We start from the raw sequence: 20535 nt of genomic DNA on the forward strand, positions 1-20535 counted from the left end.
GGGGTTCAGTGCGCAGATACTTCTTGCCTTCACCCTCCGTTGAGCCAGAGCGGGGCGCTGAGGCTGGAACCGCGGCCGGGATCGCCGATCGTGGCGAAGACCGCCTCAGGAGCTTCGCCTATCTAAGCACCAACTAGACTAAATGTCACTAAAACCACAGCATCCACGAGCGCAACGTGAGCACCACTCGTACCAGTCCCCGGAGGGCTCGGCGGCTGGTCAGGCGCTGTGTCCCGCCCGCAGCAGGCCGTACGTCACCGCCTGCTCCAGCGCCTGCCACGACGCCTCGATGATGTTCTCGCCCACCCCGACCGTGGCCCACTCGCCGGTCGCGTCGCTCGACGTGATCAGCACTCGGGTCACCGCGTCCGTGCCGTGCGTGCCCTCCAGGATCCGGACCTTGAAGTCGATGAGCTCGACCCCGGCCAGCTCGGGGTAGAGCTTCTCCAGCGCCAGCCGCACCGCCCTGTCGAGCGCGTTGACCGGGCCGTTGCCCTCGCCGGTCGCGATGATCCGCTCGCCCTTCGCGTGGAGCTTGACGGTCGCCTCGCTGACCACGTCGCCGCCGGGACGGCGCTCGACGATCACCCGCCACGACTCGACCGTGAAGTAACGCCGGTGCTCGCCGTCGACCGTGTCGCGCAGCAGCAGCTCGAACGACGCGTCGGCCGCCTCGAACGTGTGCCCCCTGGCCTCCAGGTCCTTGACCCGCTCGACCAGCTGCCTGGACTGCTCGCCGGTGAGCTCGTAGCCCAGCTCGCGGCCCTTCAGCTCCACCGAGGCGCGGCCGGCCATGTCGGAGACCAGCATGCGCATGTCGTTGCCGACCTCGGCGGGGTCGATGTGCTGGTAGAGGTTCGGGTCCACCTTGATCGCCGACGCGTGCAGGCCCGCCTTGTGCGCGAAGGCCGACGTCCCGACGTACGGCTGGTGGGAGTTCGGCGTGACGTTGGTGACCTCGGTGATCGCGTGGGCGATGCGGGTCATCTCACGCAGCGACTGCGGCGGCACGAGGTCGAATCCCCGCTTGAGCTGGAGGTTGGCCACCACCGTGAACAGGTTGGCGTTGCCGGAGCGCTCGCCGTACCCGTTGGCGCAGCCCTGCACGTGCGTGGCGCCGGCCTTCACCGCGGCCAGCGTGTTGGCGACCGCGCAGCCGGTGTCGTCGTGGCAGTGGATGCCGACGCGGGCTCCGGTGCCGGCCGCCTCGTGCACCACGTCGGCCAGCTCGTCGGGGAGCATGCCGCCGTTGGTGTCGCACAGCGCGACCACCGACGCCCCGGCCTCCGCGGCCGTGCGCAGCACCTCCAGCGCGTACGCGGGGTTGGAGCGGTAGCCGTCGAAGAAGTGCTCGGCGTCGAGGAAGACGCGCTGGCCCTCCGCGGTCAGGTGGGAGACCGTGTCGCGGATCATCGCGAGGTTCTCCTCCAGCGTGGTGCGGAGGGCCAGCTCCACGTGGCGGTCGTGGCTCTTGGCCACGAGCGTCACGATCGGCGCGCCGGATTCGCGCAGCGCGGCCACCAGGGGATCGTCGGCGGCCTTCACGCCCGCCCGGCGGGTCGCGCCGAACGCGGCGAGCTGCGCGTGCTTCAGGTCGAGCTCGGTCTGAGCCCGCCGGAAGAACTCGGTGTCCTTGGGGTTCGCGCCCGGCCAGCCGCCCTCGATGAAGCCGACGCCGAGGCCGTCCAGGTGACGTGCGATGGCCAGCTTGTCGGCGACCGTGAGGTTCAGCCCCTCCTGCTGGGCGCCGTCGCGGAGCGTCGTGTCGTACACGTGGAAACGATCGTCGGCCATCTCTGTGTCTCCTTCGCGGGGTTGCGTCTCGCCGCGCGCTACCGGCCCCAACCGGAAAGGCCACTCAAACAAAAAGACCCCTCACGGACGTGAGAGGTCTGCGCGCCGGCGATGTCCTTCAGCCGGCGCGCCTGCCGATAATGAGCAGACCGTAGTACATGGTGCTGAGCAGTTTGCCACAGCCGGTCACCCTCTGGCACATCGATCTCATAGTACGAGATGTCTGGGAGTGTTCGCGCAGGTCACAGCGGCCACGAACGAGTGCGACGACCAGGAGAGACGCCACCGGACCGGCCGCCCGGGCGTACGCGGCGGCGTACCCGTCCGCCGCCCGGCGGCCCGCCCGGCGACGGATCACCCTGCGGACGCGCCCCGGGCCCGGTCGAATAGAACCCCATATGCGAGCAAATTTGGCCAAACAAAGAATACGTAATTGTTCTCATCGGTGATGGCCTCATCCCGCACCACGCGCCCGGCCGGGGGGAAACAACGGGAAGCGAGGCCGTCCAACCGGCCGCGGCCGCCGATGGCGGCGGAGCGAGCAACAAGAGCGGCAAGACCAACGCGCAGTTGGCGGCATGCAAGCGGCTCTCTCAGCGGGTCTGCGACGTCAACCAGCGCAGCTCGGCACCGTCGTCTGGTTGGTGACTCGCCCGCAAACGGCCACGCAACCACCGATTCACGTGGCCGTTTGCAGGAAGATCGCCCGGTTTATTCGTCGCTCCCGGCAACGACGCCGTAATAACCTGCCATACGGACGCGAGACACACGATCAGCGTTCCTTCGGCGAGTACTCTCGCAAAGCGGTTCGTATTCGCGAACCTCTTCGCCAGGACTCGTTTTCATATAGCAGGGAGCGACGAATGACTTGTCGGCGCGGCGGCGGGGCGTTCAAAGGCAGACTCGCCGGTTTCCTTCTCGTCGGCACTTCGGCCACGACCGCGCTCATCACCGGCGTCGCCCCGCTCGGGGCCGCCGCCGACAACGGGCACGGCCGAGGCGACCGCGCGGAGCGGAACGTGGTGGCCCCCACCGGGAAGGACCCGCGCACCCACCCCGAAACCAAGCTGTCCGTGGAAGGGTCCACGCGCAACCGCGGCTACCAGCACACGTCCACCAACACCGCCGGCGGCTCCTCGAACGTGCAGAACGCGCTGTGCCGGCGCGCCCGGGTCTGCAACATCACCCAGCACGTGACCATCGCGGGCCCGCGGGTGACCGTGAGCCCGGCGCCGCTGAAGACGCCCGGCGCCAAGCCCACCCCGGTGCCCACGGTCACCGTCACGGTGACCGCGACGCCCTCGCCGTCTCCCGTCACGCCTCAGCTCGCCGCTCCGGCGAACCCGGCGCCGTGCCCGGCCCCGCGGCCCCTGCTCAGGATCGACGGCAGGGCCGGCGTGGGCGCCGGCAGGGGCAGCGGCCTGCTCGAAGGGCTGGTGTCGCTGTCCGTCCTCGCGGTGGGCACGGCCTGCCCGGTCGCGACCGGCTGAGCCCTGCCAGAGGGCGGGGCCCTGCCCCGACCGTCAGCAGATCTTGTGGATCCAGTGGTGGGCGTCGGGACGGCTGCCGTACTGGATGCCCACGAGCTCCTCACGGATCTTCATCGTGACCGGCCCGGGGGTGCCGTCGCCGACGGTCCAGCTCCGGTCGACGCCCTTGACCGAGCCGACGGGGGTGACGACGGCGGCGGTGCCACAGGCGAAGACCTCGGTGAGCTCGCCGGACTCGCAGCCCGCCTGCCACTCCTCGATGGAGATCTTGCCCTCCTCCGCCGTGTATCCCAGCTCGGCGGCCAGGCTGAGGATCGAGTCACGGGTGATGCCGGGCAGCAGCGTCCCGGTGAGCGCCGGGGTGACGAGGCGGTCGCCGAAGACGAAGAACAGGTTCATCCCGCCCATCTCCTCGACCCACCGGTGCTCGAAGGCGTCGAGCCAGACGACCTGGTCGCAACCCTCCTCGACGGCCTGCCGCTGGGCCACGAACGCCGCCGCGTAGTTGCCGCCGCACTTGGCGAACCCGGTGCCGCCGGGCGCCGCGCGGGTGTACTCCGTGGACAGCCAGACCGAGACCGGCTTGAGGCCGCCGGTGAAGTACGACGCGGCGGGCGAGGCGATCACCATGTACTTGTAGCTCCGCGAGGGGTGGTTCACCCCGAGGGCGGGCTGCGTGGCGATCATGAAGGGGCGCAGGTAGAGGCTGTGGCCCTCGGCGGTCGGCACCCAGTCGCGGTCGGTCTGCACGAGGAGTTCGAGCGACTCGACGAACGTCTCCTCGGGAAGCTCCGGCATCGCCATCCGCAGCGCGGACTGGTTGAACCGCGCCGCGTTCGCGTACGGCCGGAAGGTGACGATCGAGCCGTTCGGCTGCCGGTACGCCTTGAGCCCCTCGAACAGCTCCTGGGCGTAGTGGAACACCGACGTGGCGGGGTCCAGGACGAGCGGACCGTACGGCTGAAGCTTCGCGTCGTGCCAGCCCTCCCCCTCGCTCCAGTCGATGGAGATCATGTGGTCGGTGAAGACCTGACCGAAGCCGGGGCTCGCCAGCACCTGCTCGCGCTCGGCCGCACTACGGGCCTGCGGGTTGAGCTGCGCGTCGAACCTGAGGTGGGTGGTCATGCGAGGTCCTTCTCTCTACGTCGTCGTAGTAATTGTGCGACGAGTCGGCTAAGGGAAAACTAGGGCATTTGACGGGTATGAAAAAGCGCATGGCGGCCCATACCGGGCCGCCATGCGCGTGATGTCGGGATGAGCGGCCGGGATCAGCCGGCTACTCGGGCGGCGATGTCGTCGCCGATCTCGCGGGTGGAGCGCGCCGTCCACGCGCCCTGGCGCTCGATCAGGTCGTCGGCCACGGCCTGCTCGACGCGGGCCGCCGCCGCGGCGTGGCCGAGATGGTCGAGGAGCATGGCGACCGACAGGATCGTGGCGGTCGGGTCGGCCTTGCCCTGGCCGGCGATGTCGGGCGCGCTGCCGTGGACGGGCTCGAACATGGACGGCGCCGTGCGGGCCGGGTTGACGTTGCCGCTGGCCGCCAGGCCGATGCCGCCGGCGACCGCCGCGCCGATGTCGGTCAGGATGTCGCCGAACAGGTTGTCGGTGACGATCACGTCGAACCGCTGCGGCTGCGTGATGAAGAACATGGAGGCCGCGTCGACGTGGCAGTAGTCGGTCTCGACCTCGGGGAACTCCAGGCTGAGCCGGTCGACGGTGCGCGCCCACAGGTCACCGGCGTACGTCAGCACGTTGGTCTTGTGGACCAGCGTCAGCTTGCGGCGCGGCCGGCCCAGGGCCTTCTCGAAGGCGTAGCGCACGACGCGCTCGACGCCGTAGGCCGTGTTCAGGGACTCCTGGGTGGCGATCTCCTGCGGCGTGCCGCGGCGCATCGCGCCACCGGCGCCCGCGTAGGGGCCCTCGGTGCCCTCACGGACGACGATCATGTCGATGTCCTCGGGGCGGGCCTGTCCGAGCGGAGTCGTCACGCCGGGGAACAGCTTGACCGGGCGGAGGTTCACGTAGTGGTCGAGCTCGAAGCGCAGGCGCAGCAGCAGCTCGCGCTCCAGGACGCCGGGCGGCACGCTCGGGTCGCCGACGGCGCCGAGCAGGATCGCGTCGTAGCCGCGCAGCTCGTCGAGCACCTCGTCGGGAAGCGTCTGCCCGGTCGCGTGGTAGCGCTTGGCACCGAGATCGTACTCGGTGGTCTCGGACTTGACGCCCGCGGCGTTGAGGACCTTGAGGCCTTCGGCGACGACCTCGGTGCCGATACCGTCACCGGGGATCACTGCCAGGCGGATGTTGCTCGACTCCATGCGTGTACCTTACCGGTTGTCTCGGAGATCGAAACACGATCTCACCATTCGGTCCTTACCCGGGCGTACCTGCTTGTCAGGCGGGTCCCGCCGCGACGGCGCGCTCGAAGACGAGGTCCCGCGCCGTGGACAGCCCGACCGCCAGCGCCCCGAGGATCACGGCGTCCGGCCCGAGCGTGGACACCTCGATCCGCGGCGGCGTGAGAGCCACCAGCGTCTCCAGCCGCTCCGCCACCGGACCGGCGAGCAGGTCGCCGGCCTGTGCGCCGATGCCGCCGCCGAGCACGACCAGTTCGGGATCGAGCACGGCGATCACCCCGGCGAGGGCGCGAGCGACGTGGCCCGCCTCGGCGGCCACCACCGTGCGCGCGACCGCGTCGCCGCGGCGCGCGGCGTCGACGACCTCCTCGGCCGAGGCCGCCGTCATGCCGAGGCGCGCCGCCGCCGCGACGATGCCGTCGGCGGAGGCGACCGACTCGAACTCGCCGCGCCTTCGGTCGAAGCCCGGGACGTCCCCGCCCCCCGGCACCCCCACCGGCAGGTAGGAGATCTCGCCGGCCGCTCCCCGGGCGCCCCGGTAGAGACCGCCGTCGATGACCACGCCCATGCCGACGCCCGTCCCGATGGACACGAGGACGAAGTGGGAGACCTCCTTGCCCAGGCCGTAGGCCCCCTCCCCCACCGCCGCGAGGTCGACGTCGTTCTCGACCGTGTAGGGCGAGCCCGTCACACCGGCCAGCGCGTCCACCGCGCCGGGACGCTCCCAGCCGGGCAGGCCCGGCGCGAGCCGGAGCGCCCCGCCCTCCTTGTCGTGGATTCCCGGGGTGCCGAACACGGTGACGGTGACGTCACCGGGCTCCAGGCCGGCCTCGGCGACGACCTCGGCCGCCAACCGCACCAGTTGCTCCAGCAGTCCGTCGTACGACCCCGCCGCCGAGGGCTCCTGCCTGCGGACGACGACGTCGCCCACGAGATCGGCGAGGGCGAGCCGCACGGTGGTACGGCCGATGTCGGCGGCGAGCACCCAGCCCGCCTCCGGCCTGATCTCGTAGAGCAGCGCGGCGCGACCGGTGCCGCCGGTGCGCAGTCCGACCGGGCGGACGAGCCTGGCACGCTCCAGGTCGGCCAGCGCCATCGAGGTCGTCGGCTTGGACAGTCCGGTCACCTGTGCGAGCTCGGGGCGCGAGGCCTTGCCGAGGCGGAAGATCTCGGTGAACACCGCACGCTGGTTGATCAGCCGGAGCAGGCTGGTCGTGTTCGCGGCCCCACCGCCGATGCTCACCACGCACTCAAGATTGGCACATCCGGAGGGTGGCCGGTCCCGCCGATCCCGGCCAGGTCAGCGCTGCGGTACGCCTCCGTTGTCGCGACGGTCGAGCGCGATCTGCAGGGCCGCGGCCGCCTCGTCCTCAGCGTCCTCGGAACGGCCCCAGGGATACATCTCGTACATGGCGATTCTCTCTTCGACGGAGGAATGCTGAGCGCGGATCCGCCTGTCGCGGATCCGGAACGTCGGCCGCCGATGGAACGCGGGTCACGCGTCACTGGCGAGCCGAAGGCCGGCGGCGCGGCGCTCCGCGACGGGCCGGCCTGCCCTGATCAGGCCCCGTCGCGGCAGGTGGAAGTGCGGGGCGCCTCGTCATCGCAAGAGTACCCCACAATCTCGTAGGACGACCTAGTATCTCACTTCGTGAGACAGGGTCCACGGGACGGGAAACCGCGGGGTGGACGACACCGGGCGGAAAAACGCGGACGGCCCGGCGCGCGGGGCGCCGGGCCGTCCGATGAGCCGATGCCGGGGCTCAGTCCTCCAGGTCGACCGTACGGCCGCTGTCGGCGCCGATCTCCCCCGCGATCTGCTCGACGACCTCGGACGGGATCGCCGTGTCGACCGTCAGCGCGATGAGCGCCTTGCCGCCCTTCACGTCCCGGGAGACCTGCATGGAGGCGATGTTCACGCCGTGCTCGCCGAGCAGGCGGCCGACGATGCCGACGATGCCCGGGCGGTCGGCGTAGGTGAAGAACGCCAGGTGCTCGGTCGGCTCGATCTCCATCGCGAAGCCGTTGACCTCGACGATCTTGGTGATCTGCCGGGGGCCGGACAGGGTGCCGGAGACCGAGACCGTGCGGCCGTCGGCGAGCACGCCGCGCACCGTGATGACGTTGCGCCAGTCGGGGCTCTCCGCGCTGGTGACCAGCTCGACCACGACACCGCGGTCCTTGGCCAGCAGCGGCGCGTTGACGTAGGTCACCGCGTCCTCGACGACGCCGGTGAAGACGCCCTTGAGCGCGGCCAGCTCCAGGACCCGGACGTCCTGGGCGGAGATCTCGCCGCGGACCTCGACGTCCAGGCGGGTGGCCACCTCGCCCGCGAGCGCGGTGAAGATGCGGCCCAGCTTCTCGGTGAGCGGCAGGCCCGGCTTGACGTCCTCGGCGACCGCGCCGCCCTGGACGTTCACCGCGTCGGGCACGAACTCGCCGGCGAGCGCCAGCTTGACGCTGCGGGCGACCTGCGTGCCGGCCTTCTCCTGGGCCTCATGGGTGGAGGCGCCGAGGTGCGGGGTCACCACGACCTGGTCGAACTCGAACAGCGGGCTGTCGGTGCAGGGCTCCTTGGCGAACACGTCGATGCCCGCGCCCGCGACGCGGCCCTCCTTGAGGGCGGAGTAGAGGGCGTTCTCGTCGATGATCCCGCCACGGGCGACGTTGATCAGCCGGACGCTCGGCTTAACCATGTGCAGCTCGCGGTCGCCGATGAGGCCGACGGTCTCCTTCGACTTCGGCAGATGCACGGTGATGAAGTCGGCCTGCTGGAGCACCTCCTCCAGCGACGCCAGCCGCACGCCCATCGCCGCCGCGCGGGCCGGCTGCAGGTAGGGGTCGTACGCGATGATCTCGACGCCGAACGGCTGCAGGCGCTGCGCGACAAGCTGGCCGATCTTGCCGAGGCCGAGGATGCCGATGACCTTCTCGTCGAGCTCGACGCCGGTGTACTTCGAGCGCTTCCACTCGCCGTCCTTGAGCGCGGAGTGCGCCTGGGCGACGTTGCGGGCGCTGGCGAGGATCAGCGCGACCGTGTGCTCGGCGGCGCTGGTGATGTTGGAGGTCGGGGCGTTCACGACCATGACGCCGGCCTTGGTCGCGGCCTCGACGTCGACGTTGTCCAGGCCCACACCGGCGCGGGCGACGACGCGCAGCTTGTGCGCAGCCGCGATGGCCTCCGCGTCCACCTGGGTGGCGCTGCGTACGATCAGGGCGTCCACGTCGGCGAGGGCGGGCAGCAGCTGCGACCGGTCGGCGCCGTCGGTGTGCCGGACCTCGAAATCCGCGCCGAGCACGGCGAGACCCGCTTCTGAGAGCTCTTCTGCGACAAGTACGACGGGCTTGTTCACTGGGTTGAGTCCTTCGTGAAGTGCGACAGCGCGGACGACGTGAGTCTATCCGGGCCTTGTGAAAGCTCTCACGAGCGCCCGGCATACGAGACACCCAAGGTCTCGGCGGTGTCGCGGCGGCACGACGACCCGGTCTCGGATTCTCGATCGGCGCGGCTTCGGCGCCGCCCCGTGGCCCGGTCGTCCGGAAGGTTCCGGTGGGACCGGCGGGGTTCGTGAGACTCGCTCACATACGGGCACAGCCGATCGATGTACCCCGTCTACGCCTGATCCATACGGACTGCCACCCATCTCGGTATTGATCGCACCTAATCTGGGGATTAGCCTGATTCGCCATGGTCCAGTCCCTATCGTTCAGGCTATGAGCATCGGGAACCCCTCCCTGGGCGACGTTCTCGCGCGGCATGGCAGCCCCCGGCAACTCCTGGCGGCTCTCGCGGAGTGGGGCATCCTGGTGGCGGTCCGCCCCGACCGCTCCGTGGTGCTCGGCACGACGCAGAACGGCGAACGCGTTCTGCTGGGCTACACGGGACCGGCGACCTACGCCCGGCACCGTGGCAGCCACTCGCTGTCGGCGTGCGACGTCGACACCATGCTCGACATCCAGCGCGTCACAGGCGTACGCGAGATCGTGATCGACGCGGCCGGCCCCGCTGCCGCCGCCGTGCCGATCGACGACCTCCGGCGCTACCTGGAGGAGACCCGCACCGGTCCCGCTCCCGCCCTGTCGGCCCTGAGCTCGGCCGCCCCGACCGCGTACGCCACGGGCGCGATGGCGACCGTGACCCGCGCGCAGGCGACGCGGCAGGCTCCCCCGCCGCCCGCGCCCGCCCCGCCCGTGCCCGCTCCGCCCGTGCCCGCCCCGGTCGCGGCGGTGCCCTCCCCACTTCCGTCGCAGTGGATCCCCGCCCCCCGCCAGCACCTGTCGGGGGCCATGCAGGTCGTGGACCCCGGCTACCGCAGGACGCGCCATCCGATCCTGCCGGCGCTGCGGGTGGCGGTCGCCGAACTGCTGCCGGAGTATCCCTACGTCCACCACGTCTGGATCTCCGAGGCGCGCACGGCGGCCGGGTTGTGGGGGATCATGCTGCACGTCAAGGTGCACATCCTCGCCGCCGACGACATCGTGAAGGAACTGCACCGGCGGGTGCGCGCCCGGCTGCCGCAGCTGGCGGCCAGCGAGGCCCCGGTGCTCATGGCGCGGGTCGCCGACGCGCACACCGAACGCCGCCTGATCGAGATCGGCGCGCACGTCGTCTGCCCCGACGTGCGCGACTGAGCCGGAACCCCGTCGCCGATCTCCGCCGGCACCGTCCGGCGGAGATCGGCGAGACGGAGATCGACAAGACACCGGGCAGCCGCCGAACCGTTGCCGGAGAGTCCTTCCGAACGGTCGCTTGCTCGGCTTGAATGTCGCCATGGTCTCCACGGCGGCGACGCCCTCCCCGTCGAAGGTCTCCCTCGGGGTTCGCCTCGGGTACGCCGTCGGCTCGTTCTGCACGGCCAACTTCTCCACGATCCCCGGGCTGCTGCTGCTCTTCTACATGACGAACGTGCTCGCGGTGCCGGCCGCGTTCGCGGGCGTCGTGCTCTTCCTGCCCAAGGCCTGGGACCTGGTCGCCAACACTCTGGTCGGCCGCTGGTCGGACCGCACGGTCTCACGCTGGGGACCACGCCGGCCCTGGCTGCTCGCCGGGGCCCTCGTGCTGCCGGTGTCGTTCGGCCTCATGTTCGCCGGGCCGCCGCTCACCGGCGTACCCGCCGCCCTGTACGTGGGGGTCACCTTCCTGGCCGCCGCGACCGGATACGCCCTCTACGAGGTGCCGTACAAGGCGATGCCCGCGGAGATGACCACGGACTACCACGAGCGGACCTCGCTGCTTCAGTGGCGCATGGTCCTCATCGCGATCGGGATCGCGATGAGCGGCATCCTCGCCCCGATGATCGCCGGTGAGACGGCCGACGGATACCGCACCATGGGCGTCGCCTTCGGCGTGATCCTGCTCGTCGCGATGCTGGGCTCGTTCTTCGGCACCGCCCGCGCGCCCTTCACCGGGCCGCAGAGGTCCGAGGGGACGCTGCGGGAGCAGCTTGCCGCCGCCCGCACGAGCAAGCAGTTCCTGTGGCTGCTCGGGCTCAGCTCCGCGCAGACGCTCGGGGCCGGCGTGATGCTCGCCGGTGCGCCCTACTTCGCCGCCTACGCGCTCGACGACACCTCCGCCACCACCACGCTCTTCGCGGCGCTCGTGGGGCCGATGCTGGTCACGATGCCGTTGTGGGTGTGGCTGGCCCGCAAGCTCGACAAGCGCGGCGCGATGATCCTTTCCGGCGCGCTGTTCACGGCCGGCGCGCTGCTGATCCTCGCGACGCCCGCGCTCGGCGAGCTGTACGCGCACCTGTGCGTGATGATCGTCGGCGTCGGCTACGCGGGCCTGCAACTGCTGCAGTTCTCCATGCTCGCCGACGTCATCGCGTACGACGGAGCGGTGAGCGGTGAGCGCAGGGGCGGAATCTTCACGGGCCTGTGGACCGCGGTGGAGAACGCGGTGGCGGCGCTCGGGGCGACCGCGTACGGATGGGTGCTGAGCGCGGGAGGCTTCGTCTCCTCCGATCCCGAGCATCCGGTGACCCAGCCGAACAGCGCCCACGTCGCCGTGATGATCGGCGTGACCGTGGTGCCCGCCCTGATCACGTTCGCGGGCGTGCTGATGACCCTCAAATACAAGCTGACCGCCGACCGCCTCGCCGCCGTCACCGGCGGGGCCGGGAGCACGGCCTCAGCGGCCGCCGCCCCCGGGAGCGACGGGCAGGGCGGCGGGCAGCCCGAACCCGGCGAAGTGCTCCGCGCCGAGGAATGAGGTGATCTCGCAGATGCGCTCGTCCCGCAGGGTCAGCACGGTGATCGACCAGGCGGTGTGCGGGCGGGCGGCGCCCTCGCCGACGTAGAAGGCCACGGCCGGCTGGCCGTTCGCGCCGGTCAGGACATACCGCCAGCTCGGGCAGCGGGTGAGCGGCACTCGCACGGCGAAGTCGGCGACCGCCGCGATGCCGCGATACCAGTGCGGCAGCGGGGGCATCGACCAGGTGACGTCGTCGGTGAGCAGCGCGATCAGGGCGTCGGCGTCCCCGCGTTCGAGGGCGGACGCGAATCCGACGGCGATCTCCCGCACCCGGAGGTCGCCGATGACGCGCGTCGCCCGCTGCCGGTCGAGGGAGGGCGCCCTCTCCGCGAGGATCCTGCGGGCCCGCGCCAGAGCCGAGTTCACGGAGGCGGCCGAGGTCTTCATCATCGCGGCGATCTCGGCGGCGGAGAAGCCGAGCACCTCGAAGAGGAGCAGCGCCGCACGCTGGTTGCCGGGCAGGTGCTGCAAAGCGGCGACGAAGGCGAGCTCCACGGCCTCGCGCCGCTCGTAGCGCCCCGCCGGGCCGTCCGTGAGGCCGGCGTCGGGATAGGGGCCCAGCCAGGCGACGTCGCCGAGCGGAACCTGCCCGTCCACGACCGCGCGCTCGCTCGACGGGCCCAGGTCCATGGGCAGCGCCCGCCTGCCCCGACTCTCCGCGAGGTCGAGGCAGGCGTGGGTGGTCACGGCGTACAGCCACGAGCGCAGCGAGGAACGGCCCTCGAAGCGGGCGAGGCCCCGCCAGGCCCGCAGCAGGGCGTCCTGGAGGGCGTCGTCGGCGTCGTGGACCGAGGCGAGCATGCGGTAGCAGTGGGCGTGCAGCTCCGGGCGCAGCGGCCGGACCAGCCTGGTGAACGCGGCCTCGTCCCCGTCTCGCGCCCGCGCCAGGTCGCCGTCCGCTGCCGTCGGGGAAAAAACCTCGCCCACGAGCGACGATTCTGCCTCACATCGGGAGTCTTCCCTACCGGGGAGCACGACCGGCTCCCGACCGTTCCTCCCGAACAGGAGACACGCCATGATCACCGAGGCGGAACTGAAGGCCGACCTGCGCCGCTATCTGCAGGATGCACGCGACGCCCTGCTGTGGAAGCTGGACGGGCTCTCGGAATACGACGTCCGCCGCCCGTTGACGCCGACGGGCACCAACCTGCTGGGGCTGGTCAAGCATCTGGCCGGCGTCGAGCTGCTGTATCTGGGGTTCGTGTTCGGCCGTCACTTCGACGAGCCCGTGCCCTGGTTCCGTCCCGATCTCGGGCCCGCCGCCTTCGCCAGGAACACGGACATGTGGGCCACCGCCGAGGAGTCCAGGGAGTACGTCACCGGGGTGTACCGGCGCGCCTGGGGACACGCGGACGCCACGATCGCGGCGCTGCCGCTAGAGTCGGCCGCCCACATCGTGTGGTGGCCCGAGGAGCACCGGCAGGCGACCCTGCACCGCGTGCTCGTCCACATGATCGCCGAGACCCACCGGCACGCCGGCCACGCCGACATCGTGCGCGAGTCGATCGACGGCGGCACCGGCTACCGGGACGGCGACGACGTCGTGACGGCCGGCGATCTGTCGTGGTGGGAGAGCTACCGCGAGGAGCTGGAACGCGTGGCGCGGGAGGCCGACCGCGACCTTAAGCGCCCCTCAAGGCGATCCACTCGCTGATCATGCCGCTGACCTGCTGATTATCGGACATCTGCGGCCAGATGCAGGATAAAGGAAGTTTAAGAGAAGGTAGATACTTTAGGGATTGGACCGATTTATCACCACATGTCGGTCTGTAGCCGACCATAATGACGACTTCCCCAGCGTCTAACCCCCACTGGAGGAATGATCGTGAACAGAGCGCTCGGAGCGGTCCTGTGCCTCGGGAGCGTCGCGGCCGTCGGCATGGCGGCCGGCCCCGCTCAGGCCGAGGCCCAGCACGCGGGCTGCCGGGTCGCCGCCGCGAAGCCCTACGTCAGCGTGGACGGCAAGATCCGCGCTGCGGGCTCGCGGGCCGGTTGCATCGACAACGCCCGTTTCCGGGTCCGGATCGTGAACAACAGGCCGGGCCCCGACCGCGTGGTCAAGAGCGGCTCCAAGGTGGTCACGAACGCGCGCGTCGTCGTCGCGCTGACCTGCGCGGACGGTGCGTACTACAGCGTCGTCACCGACTACCGCGGCCACGTGTCGCGGTCGAGGCCGGTGCGCCTCGACTGTGACGTCCCCACCCCCATTCCCACGGCCACCTCTTCCCCAAGCCCCACCGCCGTCCCCACCACCAGCCCCTCCGCGGTCCCGAGCACTGTCCCGAGCACGGCCGCGAGTCCCTCCGCGAGCGCCCCCGCCTCCACCGCTCCCAGCGCCTCTCCCACGAGCGGCTCGGCCGTGGGCACCGCCATCGAGAACGAGGTCGTGCGCCTCACCAACGTCGAGCGGGCGAAGGCGGGCTGCGGCCCGCTGAAGCACGACGCGCGCCTGCGCTCCGCCGCGTACGCCCACTCGGCCGACATGTCCGCCAAGAACTACTTCGACCACACCTCGAAGGACGGCCGTTCCTTCTCCGACCGCATCACGGCCACCGGATACACCTGGCGTGCGGCGGCGGAGAACATCGCCAAGGGCTACGGCACCGCCCAGGCGGTGGTCCAGGGCTGGATGAACAGCCCCGGACACCGGCAGAACATCCTCAACTGCAACTACACCGACATCGGGGTCGGGTACGTCGCCGCCGGCGGCCCGTACTGGACCCAGGACTTCGGCCGGCAGTAGAAACGTGCGCCGATCCCGGCGCGGGAGCGGGGACGCCACGCCCGGCGGCCCCGCTCCCACACCGGGATCGGCGGCGAATACGGCGGTCTTCTGGACACCTCGGACTACTGCGGCGGATACTCCAATCATGAGCTCTCCCCCGGTTCGCGCCTCGGACGGGGACCGCGAGCGCGCGCTCAGCGAGCTCCGCGACCGGGCCGCCGAAGGACGCCTGTCCATGGAGACCTTCGTCGGCCGGGTGGACCTGGCGCTTCGTGCTCGCAACCGCAACGAGCTGGACGAGCTGGTCGCAGACCTCCCGCACCGCGGGCGCTGGCGCAGAAGGATCACCGACGCCGTCGCCTCCGTGTCGGAGCTGAGCAACCGGATCGAGTCCGCCTGGCGGCGTCCCCGGCTGCCCCGGCTCGCCCTGCCCGCCGACGGCCGGGCCCGCTACCTGGTCGGCCGCGGCTCCTCCTGCGATCTCGTCCTCGCCGACCTGACCGTCTCGCGGGTGCACGCCGAGCTGCGGCGGGAGCACGACTCCTGGCTGCTCGTCGACCTCGGCTCGATGAACGGCACCCGGTTGAACGGCTGGCGCCTGGTCGGCCCCGCGTCCGTGCGGGCCGGCGACGAGGTGGCCTTCGGCGACTGCGTGTTCCTGGTCTCGATGCCGGCCTGATCGCTATACGTACATTTCCGTATTGCCGCCCCGGCGCCGCTCACCGACGATCGCGGAAAGCCACTCACCCGGGAGCGGACTGTGCGGTTGTCACGACGTATCACGATCATGCTGGCCGGTGCCGTCCTGGCCACCGGGATCGCGGGCTCCGGCGTCCCCGCCGGGGCGCGGGACCCGGCCCCCGGCGTCGCGGACCTGACCCGCGACCTCGACCAGATCCTCGCCGACTCCCGGCTGGATCCCGCGCGGGCGGGCGTCGCCGTGCGCGCCGCGGCCACCGGCGAGGACCTCTACTCCCTCGACGCGGACAAGCTGTTCACCCCCGCCTCCAACACCAAGCTGCTCACCTCGGCCGCCGCCCTCGACACGCTCGGCACGGACTTCCGGTTCACGACCGACGTGCTCGCCGCGTCCACGGTGGGCCGCACGGTCGTCGGGGACCTCACGCTGCGGGGCACGGGCGACCCCACCATGCTCGCCGCCGACTACGACGCGCTCGCCGCCAAGGTCGCGGCGGCCGGGGTCAAGGTCGTCACGGGACGGCTGATCGCCGACGACACCTGGTTCGACGACGTACGGCTCGGCACCGACTGGGCCTGGGACGACGAGCCGTACTACTACGCCGGTCAGATCTCCGCGCTGACCGCGGCGCCCGACACGGACTACGACGCGGGCTCGGTGATCGTCTCGGTCGCGCCCGGAGACGGCCCCGGCAAGGCCGCCACGGTGTCCACCACGCCGGCGACCGGCTACGTGAAGATCGTGAACAGGGCCGTCACCGGCGACGAGACCGACGTGCTCGTCGAGCGGCAGCACGGCACCGACACCGTCGTGGTCAGCGGCACGGTCTCCGAGCCGTACGACGAGTGGGTCGCGGTGTGGGACCCCGCTCTCTACGCGGCCTCCCTGTTCCGGGAGGGGCTGACCCGGCACGGCGTGAAGGTGCTCGGGCCGACCGTGCGCGGGACCGCCCCGGCCAAGGCGGCCACGGTCGCCTCACGCCGGTCGATGACCCTCGGCGACCTGCTCGTGCCGTTCCTGAAGCTGAGCAACAACATGCACGCGGAGATCCTCACCAAGACGATGGGACGCAAGGTCTCCGGAGCGGGGACGTGGGCGGCCGGACTCGCCGTGACGACCGCGTTCGCACAGGCGAACGGCGTCAAGACGCTGCGGCTGCGGGACGGCTCCGGCCTGTCCAGGGTGGACGCCCTGACGCCCGCCGGAATCACGGCCCTGCTCGCGGCGGTGCGCGGCAAGCCCTGGTTCCCCACCTGGTACGCCGCCCTGCCGATCGCGGGACAGGCGGAGCGGATGGTCGGCGGCACGCTGCGCAGCAGGATGGGCGGCACGGCGGCGGCCGGAAACGTGCACGCCAAGACCGGATCGCTGACCGGCGTGACCGCGCTGTCGGGCTACGTGACCAGCGCTGACGGTGAGCCGCTGGTCTTCTCGGTCATCAGCAACGGCTACCTGTCCGGCCCGCCGCGGGACCTGGAGGACCGGATCGCCGTCAGGCTGGCCCAATTCAGCAGGAAGGCCGCGGTGGACGAGGCGGCGGCCGCGCGCAGCGTGACTCCCAGGTCGTCGCCGCAGGAGACCGCCCCGTCGTCCTCGCGGCGGTCGGCCGGTGACCTCGAGTGCTCCTGGCTCAAGCCCGCCCGGTGCTGAATCGTCCGGACCCCGGTGGCCGACCGGCGACAACGGGGTCCGTGAAACGCGACGCGGCGCCGCTCCCCACCTCGTCGGCGGGGCGCGGCGCCGCGGTCACGCGAGCGTTCGCGAGCCTCAGGCCTGCTCGCCCTTGAGCCAGCTCATCATCGGGCGGAGCTTGCCGCCGGTCTGCTCGATGGAGTGGCCCGCCAGCTCCTCGCGGTAGCGCTTGAAGTTGGTCTGGCCGGAGTCGAACTCCTCGACCAGCTCGCGGGCGAAGCGGCCGTCCTGGATCTCGTCCAGGATGCGGCGCATCTCCTTCTTGGTCTCCTCGTTGACCACGCGCGGGCCGCGGGTGTAGCCGCCGTACTCGGCGGTGTCGGACACCGACCAGTACATCTTGGAGATGCCGCCCTCGTACATCAGGTCCACGATCAGCTTCATCTCGTGGAGGCACTCGAAGTAGGCGACCTCCGGCTGGTAGCCGGCCTCGATCAGCGTCTCGAACCCGGCCTTGATCAGCTCGGAGACGCCGCCGCACAGCACGGCCTGCTCGCCGAACAGGTCGGTCTCGGTCTCCTCGGTGAAGGTCGTCTTCAGCGCGCCGGCCCGGGTGCCGCCGATGCCCTTGGCGTACGACAGCACGAGCGGCCAGGCGTTGCCGGTGGCGTCGCGCTCGACGGCGACCAGGCAGGGCACGCCGCGGCCCGCGGAGTACTGGCGGCGGACCAGGTGACCCGGGCCCTTCGGCGCCACCATCGCGACGTCGACGCCCGCCGGGGCGTCGATGAGGCCATAGCGGATGTTGAGGCCGTGGCCGAAGAACAGCGCGTCGCCCTCGACGAGGTTCGGCGCGACGTGCTCGGCGTACAGGTGCCGCTGGATGTGGTCCGGCGCGAGGATCATCGTGAGGTCGGCCTCTTCGACGGCCTCGCCCGGCGACAGCACGCGCAGCCCGTCGGCCTCGGCCTTCTCCCGGCTCTTGGAGCCCTCGGGCAGGCCGACCCGGACGTCCACGCCCGAGTCGCGCAGGCTCAGCGCGTGCGCGTGACCCTGGCTGCCGTAACCCAGCACCGCGACGTGGCGGCCCTGGATGATCGACAGGTCGGCGTCGTCGTCGTAGAAGATCTCAGTCACTTACTTGCCTTTCACGGGTTGTCCGTCGCGACGTGCCTGCCATAGGAGCTATGCGCTGCGGTCGAGGGCGCGAAGCGAGCGGTCGGTGATGGAACGGGCGCCGCGGCCGATGGCCACCATGCCCGACTGCACGAGCTCCTTGATGCCGTAAGGCTCAAGGACCCGGACGAACGCCTCCAGCTTGTCGGTCGTCCCGGTGACCTCGATCGTGACCGCGTCCGGGGCCACGTCCACGCAACGCGCCCGGAAGAGGTTCACGAGTTCGAGGACGTGCGACCGGCTCTCGGAGTCGGTCCGCACCTTGATCAACATCAGCTCGCGCTGCACCGACTGGCTGTTGTCGAGCTCGACGATCTTGATGACGTTGACCAGCTTGTTGAGCTGCTTGGTGACCTGCTCCAGCGGGAGGTCCTCCACGTTGACGACGATGGTCATCCGCGAGATGTCGTCGTGCTCCGTGGGCCCGACCGCCAGCGAGTCGATGTTGAACCCACGGCGGCTGAACAGGGCGGCGACCCGGGCCAGCACGCCCGGCTTGTTCTCCACCAGGACGGACAGCGTGTGGCGGCTCATGCCTGCTCCATCTCCTCGCGCTGCTGGTCGTTGTCGCGTCGGGCCGTGGCCGGGCTCATTCTCCACCCTCCCAGTTCGGCGCCATGTCGCGGGCGTACTTGATGTCGTCGTTGCTGGTGCCTGCGGCGACCATCGGCCAGACCATCGCGTCCTGGTGCACGACGAAGTCGACCACCACCGGCACGTCGTTGATCTCCATGGCCTTGCGGATCGTCTCGTCCACGTCTTCCGGACGCTCACACCGCAGGCCGACACAACCGTACGCCTCGGCCAGCTTCACGAAGTCGGGAATCCGCTTGACCCGCTGCAGATCGGTGTTGGAGTACCGCTCGTCGTAGAACAGGGTCTGCCACTGGCGGACCATGCCGAGGTTGCCGTTGTTGATGACCGCCACCTTGATCGGCACACCCTCGATCGCGCAGGTCGCCAGCTCCTGGTTGGTCATCTGGAAACACCCGTCGCCGTCGATCGCCCACACGACCTTGTCCGGGCAGCCCATCTTCGCGCCCATCGCGGCCGGGACGGAAAAGCCCATCGTGCCCGCACCACCGGAGTTGATGAACGTCCCCGGGTGCTCGTACTTGACGAACTGCGCGGCCCACATCTGGTGCTGGCCCACACCCGCGGTGTAGATCGCCTCCGGCCCCACCAGCGCGCTCAGCCGCTCGATCACGTACTGCGGGGCCAGCGACCCGTCGGCGAACTCCTCATACCCCAGCGGGTAGGTCTCCTTGTAGCCGTTGAGGGTCCTCCACCACTCGGTGTAGTCGCCCTTGCGGCCGTCGGCCTGCTCGGATCGCACCGCCGTGATCAGATCCCCGATCACCTCACGGCAGTCGCCCACGATCGGCACATCGGCATGCCGGTTCTTGGAGATCTCCGCCGGGTCGATGTCGGCGTGGATCACCTTCGCGTTCGGCGCGAAGCTGGACAGCTCCCCGGTCACCCGATCGTCGAAGCGGGTGCCGAGCGCGATCAACAGGTCCGAGCGCTGCAGCGCGCCGACGGCCGAGACGCTGCCGTGCATGCCGGGCATGCCCATGTGCTGGGGGTGGCTGTCGGGGAAGGTGCCCCGCGCCATCAGCGTGGTGACCACCGGGATGCCGGTCAGCTCGGCCAGCTCCAGCAGCTCGGCCGCGGCCTGCGCCTTGTGCACGCCGCCGCCGACGTAGAACACCGGCCGCTTGGCCTCGGTCATCAGCCGGGCGGCCTCGCGAATCTGCTTGGAATGCGGCCGGGTCACCGGACGGTAGCCGGGCAGCTGCATGACAGGGGGCCAGGAGAAGGTGGTGGTGGCCTGCAGGGCGTCCTTGGAGATGTCCACCAGGACCGGCCCCGGGCGCCCGGTGGCGGCGACGTGGAACGCCTCGGCGATGGTCCGCGGGATGTCCTCGGCGTTGGTGACCAGGAAGTTGTGCTTGGTGATCGGCATCGTGATGCCGGAGATGTCGGCCTCCTGGAAGGCGTCGGTCCCGATCAGCGGCGAGGCCACCTGCCCGGTGATCGCCACGATCGGCACCGAGTCCATGTAGGCGTCGGCGATCGGGGTGACCAGGTTGGTCGCTCCCGGGCCGCTGGTGGCCATGCACACCCCGACCCTGCCGGTCGCCTGCGCGTACCCCTCGGCCGCGTGGCCGGCACCCTGCTCGTGCCGTACAAGCACGTGCCGGACCTTGGTCGAGTCGTAGAGGGGATCGTAGGCGGGGAGAATGGCCCCGCCGGGGATCCCGAACACCGTGTCGACCCCGACCTGCTCCAGCGCCCGCACGAGGGCCTGGGCACCTGTCATTTTCTCGGTCATCGGCTCGTTCCTTGTGGCTGAGCTTGCTTCTGGCTTGGCTGCTTGGCGTGACTCCTGGCATAAAAAATGCCCCATC

The 20535-nt window shown here is 70.6% G+C and carries 16 protein-coding genes; 7 read left to right on the plus strand and 9 right to left on the minus strand.

From position 1 onward, the window contains the following. Positions 1 to 219 precede the first annotated feature (219 nt). Positions 220 to 1794, minus strand: coding sequence for a citramalate synthase (gene cimA, locus HHX35_RS16085; protein WP_182899604.1), 1575 nt, complete (start codon positions 1792 to 1794; stop codon positions 220 to 222). 863 nt (positions 1795 to 2657) lie between these two features. Here cimA and HHX35_RS16090 point away from each other — a divergent pair. Next, positions 2658 to 3284 (plus strand): hypothetical protein, encoded by a 627-nt coding sequence (locus HHX35_RS16090; protein WP_182899605.1) that lies wholly within the window; start codon positions 2658 to 2660, stop codon positions 3282 to 3284. 33 nt (positions 3285 to 3317) lie between these two features. On the opposite strand, the gene HHX35_RS16095 is transcribed toward HHX35_RS16090, so the two are convergent. From HHX35_RS16095 to serA, 4 genes are all read right to left on the minus strand, one after another. Then, entirely contained in the window at positions 3318 to 4409 is a 1092-nt protein-coding gene (locus HHX35_RS16095; protein ID WP_182899606.1) for a branched-chain amino acid aminotransferase, read from the minus strand. Between the two features lie 143 nt (positions 4410 to 4552). Further along, positions 4553 to 5599 (minus strand): 3-isopropylmalate dehydrogenase, encoded by a 1047-nt coding sequence (locus HHX35_RS16100; protein WP_139578371.1) that lies wholly within the window; start codon positions 5597 to 5599, stop codon positions 4553 to 4555. Positions 5600 to 5675: 76 nt separating this feature from the next. Next, positions 5676 to 6884 (minus strand): ROK family transcriptional regulator, encoded by a 1209-nt coding sequence (locus HHX35_RS16105; RefSeq protein WP_220505471.1) that lies wholly within the window; start codon positions 6882 to 6884, stop codon positions 5676 to 5678. 517 nt (positions 6885 to 7401) lie between these two features. Next, a complete protein-coding gene (serA, locus tag HHX35_RS16110) occupies positions 7402 to 8991 on the minus strand; it encodes a phosphoglycerate dehydrogenase (RefSeq protein ID WP_182899607.1) in 1590 nt (529 codons plus the stop codon). Between the two features lie 361 nt (positions 8992 to 9352). Between serA and HHX35_RS16115 the strand changes: the two genes are divergently transcribed. After that, positions 9353 to 10270: a hypothetical protein gene (locus tag HHX35_RS16115; RefSeq protein ID WP_182899608.1), complete on the plus strand. Its 918-nt coding sequence runs from the start codon at positions 9353 to 9355 to the stop codon at positions 10268 to 10270. Positions 10271 to 10409: 139 nt separating this feature from the next. Further along, positions 10410 to 11849 carry an MFS transporter gene (locus HHX35_RS16120; RefSeq protein ID WP_182899609.1) on the plus strand — a complete coding sequence of 480 codons (1440 nt, stop codon included), beginning with the start codon at positions 10410 to 10412 and terminating at the stop codon, positions 11847 to 11849. Here the strand turns inward: HHX35_RS16120 and HHX35_RS16125 are convergent. Further along, on the minus strand, positions 11769 to 12818 hold the full coding sequence (locus HHX35_RS16125; protein WP_220505472.1) for a sigma-70 family RNA polymerase sigma factor: 1050 nt from the start codon (positions 12816 to 12818) through the stop codon (positions 11769 to 11771). The two genes, HHX35_RS16120 and HHX35_RS16125, sit on opposite strands and share 81 nt — an antisense overlap. An 88-nt stretch (positions 12819 to 12906) precedes the next feature. Between HHX35_RS16125 and HHX35_RS16130 the strand changes: the two genes are divergently transcribed. From HHX35_RS16130 to dacB, 4 genes are all read left to right on the plus strand, one after another. Next, the gene (locus HHX35_RS16130; protein WP_182899611.1) at positions 12907 to 13545 is read left to right on the plus strand and encodes a DinB family protein; all 639 of its coding nucleotides are present in this window, start codon (positions 12907 to 12909) and stop codon (positions 13543 to 13545) included. A 171-nt stretch (positions 13546 to 13716) separates the two neighbouring features. Next, positions 13717 to 14634 carry a CAP domain-containing protein gene (locus tag HHX35_RS16135; RefSeq protein ID WP_310739126.1) on the plus strand — a complete coding sequence of 306 codons (918 nt, stop codon included), beginning with the start codon at positions 13717 to 13719 and terminating at the stop codon, positions 14632 to 14634. Between the two features lie 127 nt (positions 14635 to 14761). Next, complete coding sequence (locus HHX35_RS16140) at positions 14762 to 15295, plus strand: DUF1707 and FHA domain-containing protein (protein ID WP_142562188.1); 534 nt, start codon at positions 14762 to 14764, stop codon at positions 15293 to 15295. Between the two features lie 81 nt (positions 15296 to 15376). Next, positions 15377 to 16966 (plus strand): D-alanyl-D-alanine carboxypeptidase/D-alanyl-D-alanine-endopeptidase, encoded by a 1590-nt coding sequence (dacB, locus tag HHX35_RS16145; RefSeq protein ID WP_310739127.1) that lies wholly within the window; start codon positions 15377 to 15379, stop codon positions 16964 to 16966. 117 nt (positions 16967 to 17083) lie between these two features. Here dacB and ilvC read toward each other — a convergent pair whose 3' ends face one another. Genes ilvC through HHX35_RS16160 form a run of 3 tightly spaced genes read right to left on the minus strand, consistent with a single transcriptional unit; the run spans position 17084 to position 20534 of the window. Next, complete coding sequence (gene ilvC, locus HHX35_RS16150; RefSeq protein WP_182899749.1) at positions 17084 to 18076, minus strand: ketol-acid reductoisomerase; 993 nt, start codon at positions 18074 to 18076, stop codon at positions 17084 to 17086. A 57-nt stretch (positions 18077 to 18133) separates the two neighbouring features. Further along, positions 18134 to 18658, minus strand: coding sequence for an acetolactate synthase small subunit (ilvN, locus tag HHX35_RS16155; protein ID WP_030506098.1), 525 nt, complete (start codon positions 18656 to 18658; stop codon positions 18134 to 18136). A gap of 55 nt (positions 18659 to 18713) precedes the next feature. Further along, positions 18714 to 20534, minus strand: a complete 1821-nt coding sequence (locus HHX35_RS16160; RefSeq protein ID WP_139578364.1) for an acetolactate synthase large subunit — start codon at positions 20532 to 20534, stop codon at positions 18714 to 18716. Between the last annotated feature and the right edge of the window lies 1 nt (position 20535).

Source organism: Microbispora sp. H10830, from assembly GCF_014161375.1.
In the GTDB taxonomy this organism is placed as follows: Bacteria; Actinomycetota; Actinomycetes; order Streptosporangiales; family Streptosporangiaceae; genus Microbispora; species Microbispora catharanthi.

Excerpts from the sequence above, each read along its gene's own strand:
- HHX35_RS16100 (WP_139578371.1), bottom strand. The coding sequence starts at position 5,599 with ATGGAGTCGAGCAACATCCGCCTGGCAGTGATCCCCGGTGACGGTATC.
- HHX35_RS16120 (WP_182899609.1), top strand. The coding sequence starts at position 10,410 with ATGGTCTCCACGGCGGCGACGCCCTCCCCGTCGAAGGTCTCCCTCGGG.
- HHX35_RS16095 (WP_182899606.1), bottom strand. The coding sequence starts at position 4,409 with ATGACCACCCACCTCAGGTTCGACGCGCAGCTCAACCCGCAGGCCCGT.
- ilvN (WP_030506098.1), bottom strand. The coding sequence starts at position 18,658 with ATGAGCCGCCACACGCTGTCCGTCCTGGTGGAGAACAAGCCGGGCGTG.
- HHX35_RS16090 (WP_182899605.1), top strand. The coding sequence starts at position 2,658 with ATGACTTGTCGGCGCGGCGGCGGGGCGTTCAAAGGCAGACTCGCCGGT.
- cimA (WP_182899604.1), bottom strand. The coding sequence starts at position 1,794 with ATGGCCGACGATCGTTTCCACGTGTACGACACGACGCTCCGCGACGGC.
- HHX35_RS16115 (WP_182899608.1), top strand. The coding sequence starts at position 9,353 with ATGAGCATCGGGAACCCCTCCCTGGGCGACGTTCTCGCGCGGCATGGC.
- HHX35_RS16130 (WP_182899611.1), top strand. The coding sequence starts at position 12,907 with ATGATCACCGAGGCGGAACTGAAGGCCGACCTGCGCCGCTATCTGCAG.
- HHX35_RS16160 (WP_139578364.1), bottom strand. The coding sequence starts at position 20,534 with ATGGGGCATTTTTTATGCCAGGAGTCACGCCAAGCAGCCAAGCCAGAA.
- HHX35_RS16140 (WP_142562188.1), top strand. The coding sequence starts at position 14,762 with ATGAGCTCTCCCCCGGTTCGCGCCTCGGACGGGGACCGCGAGCGCGCG.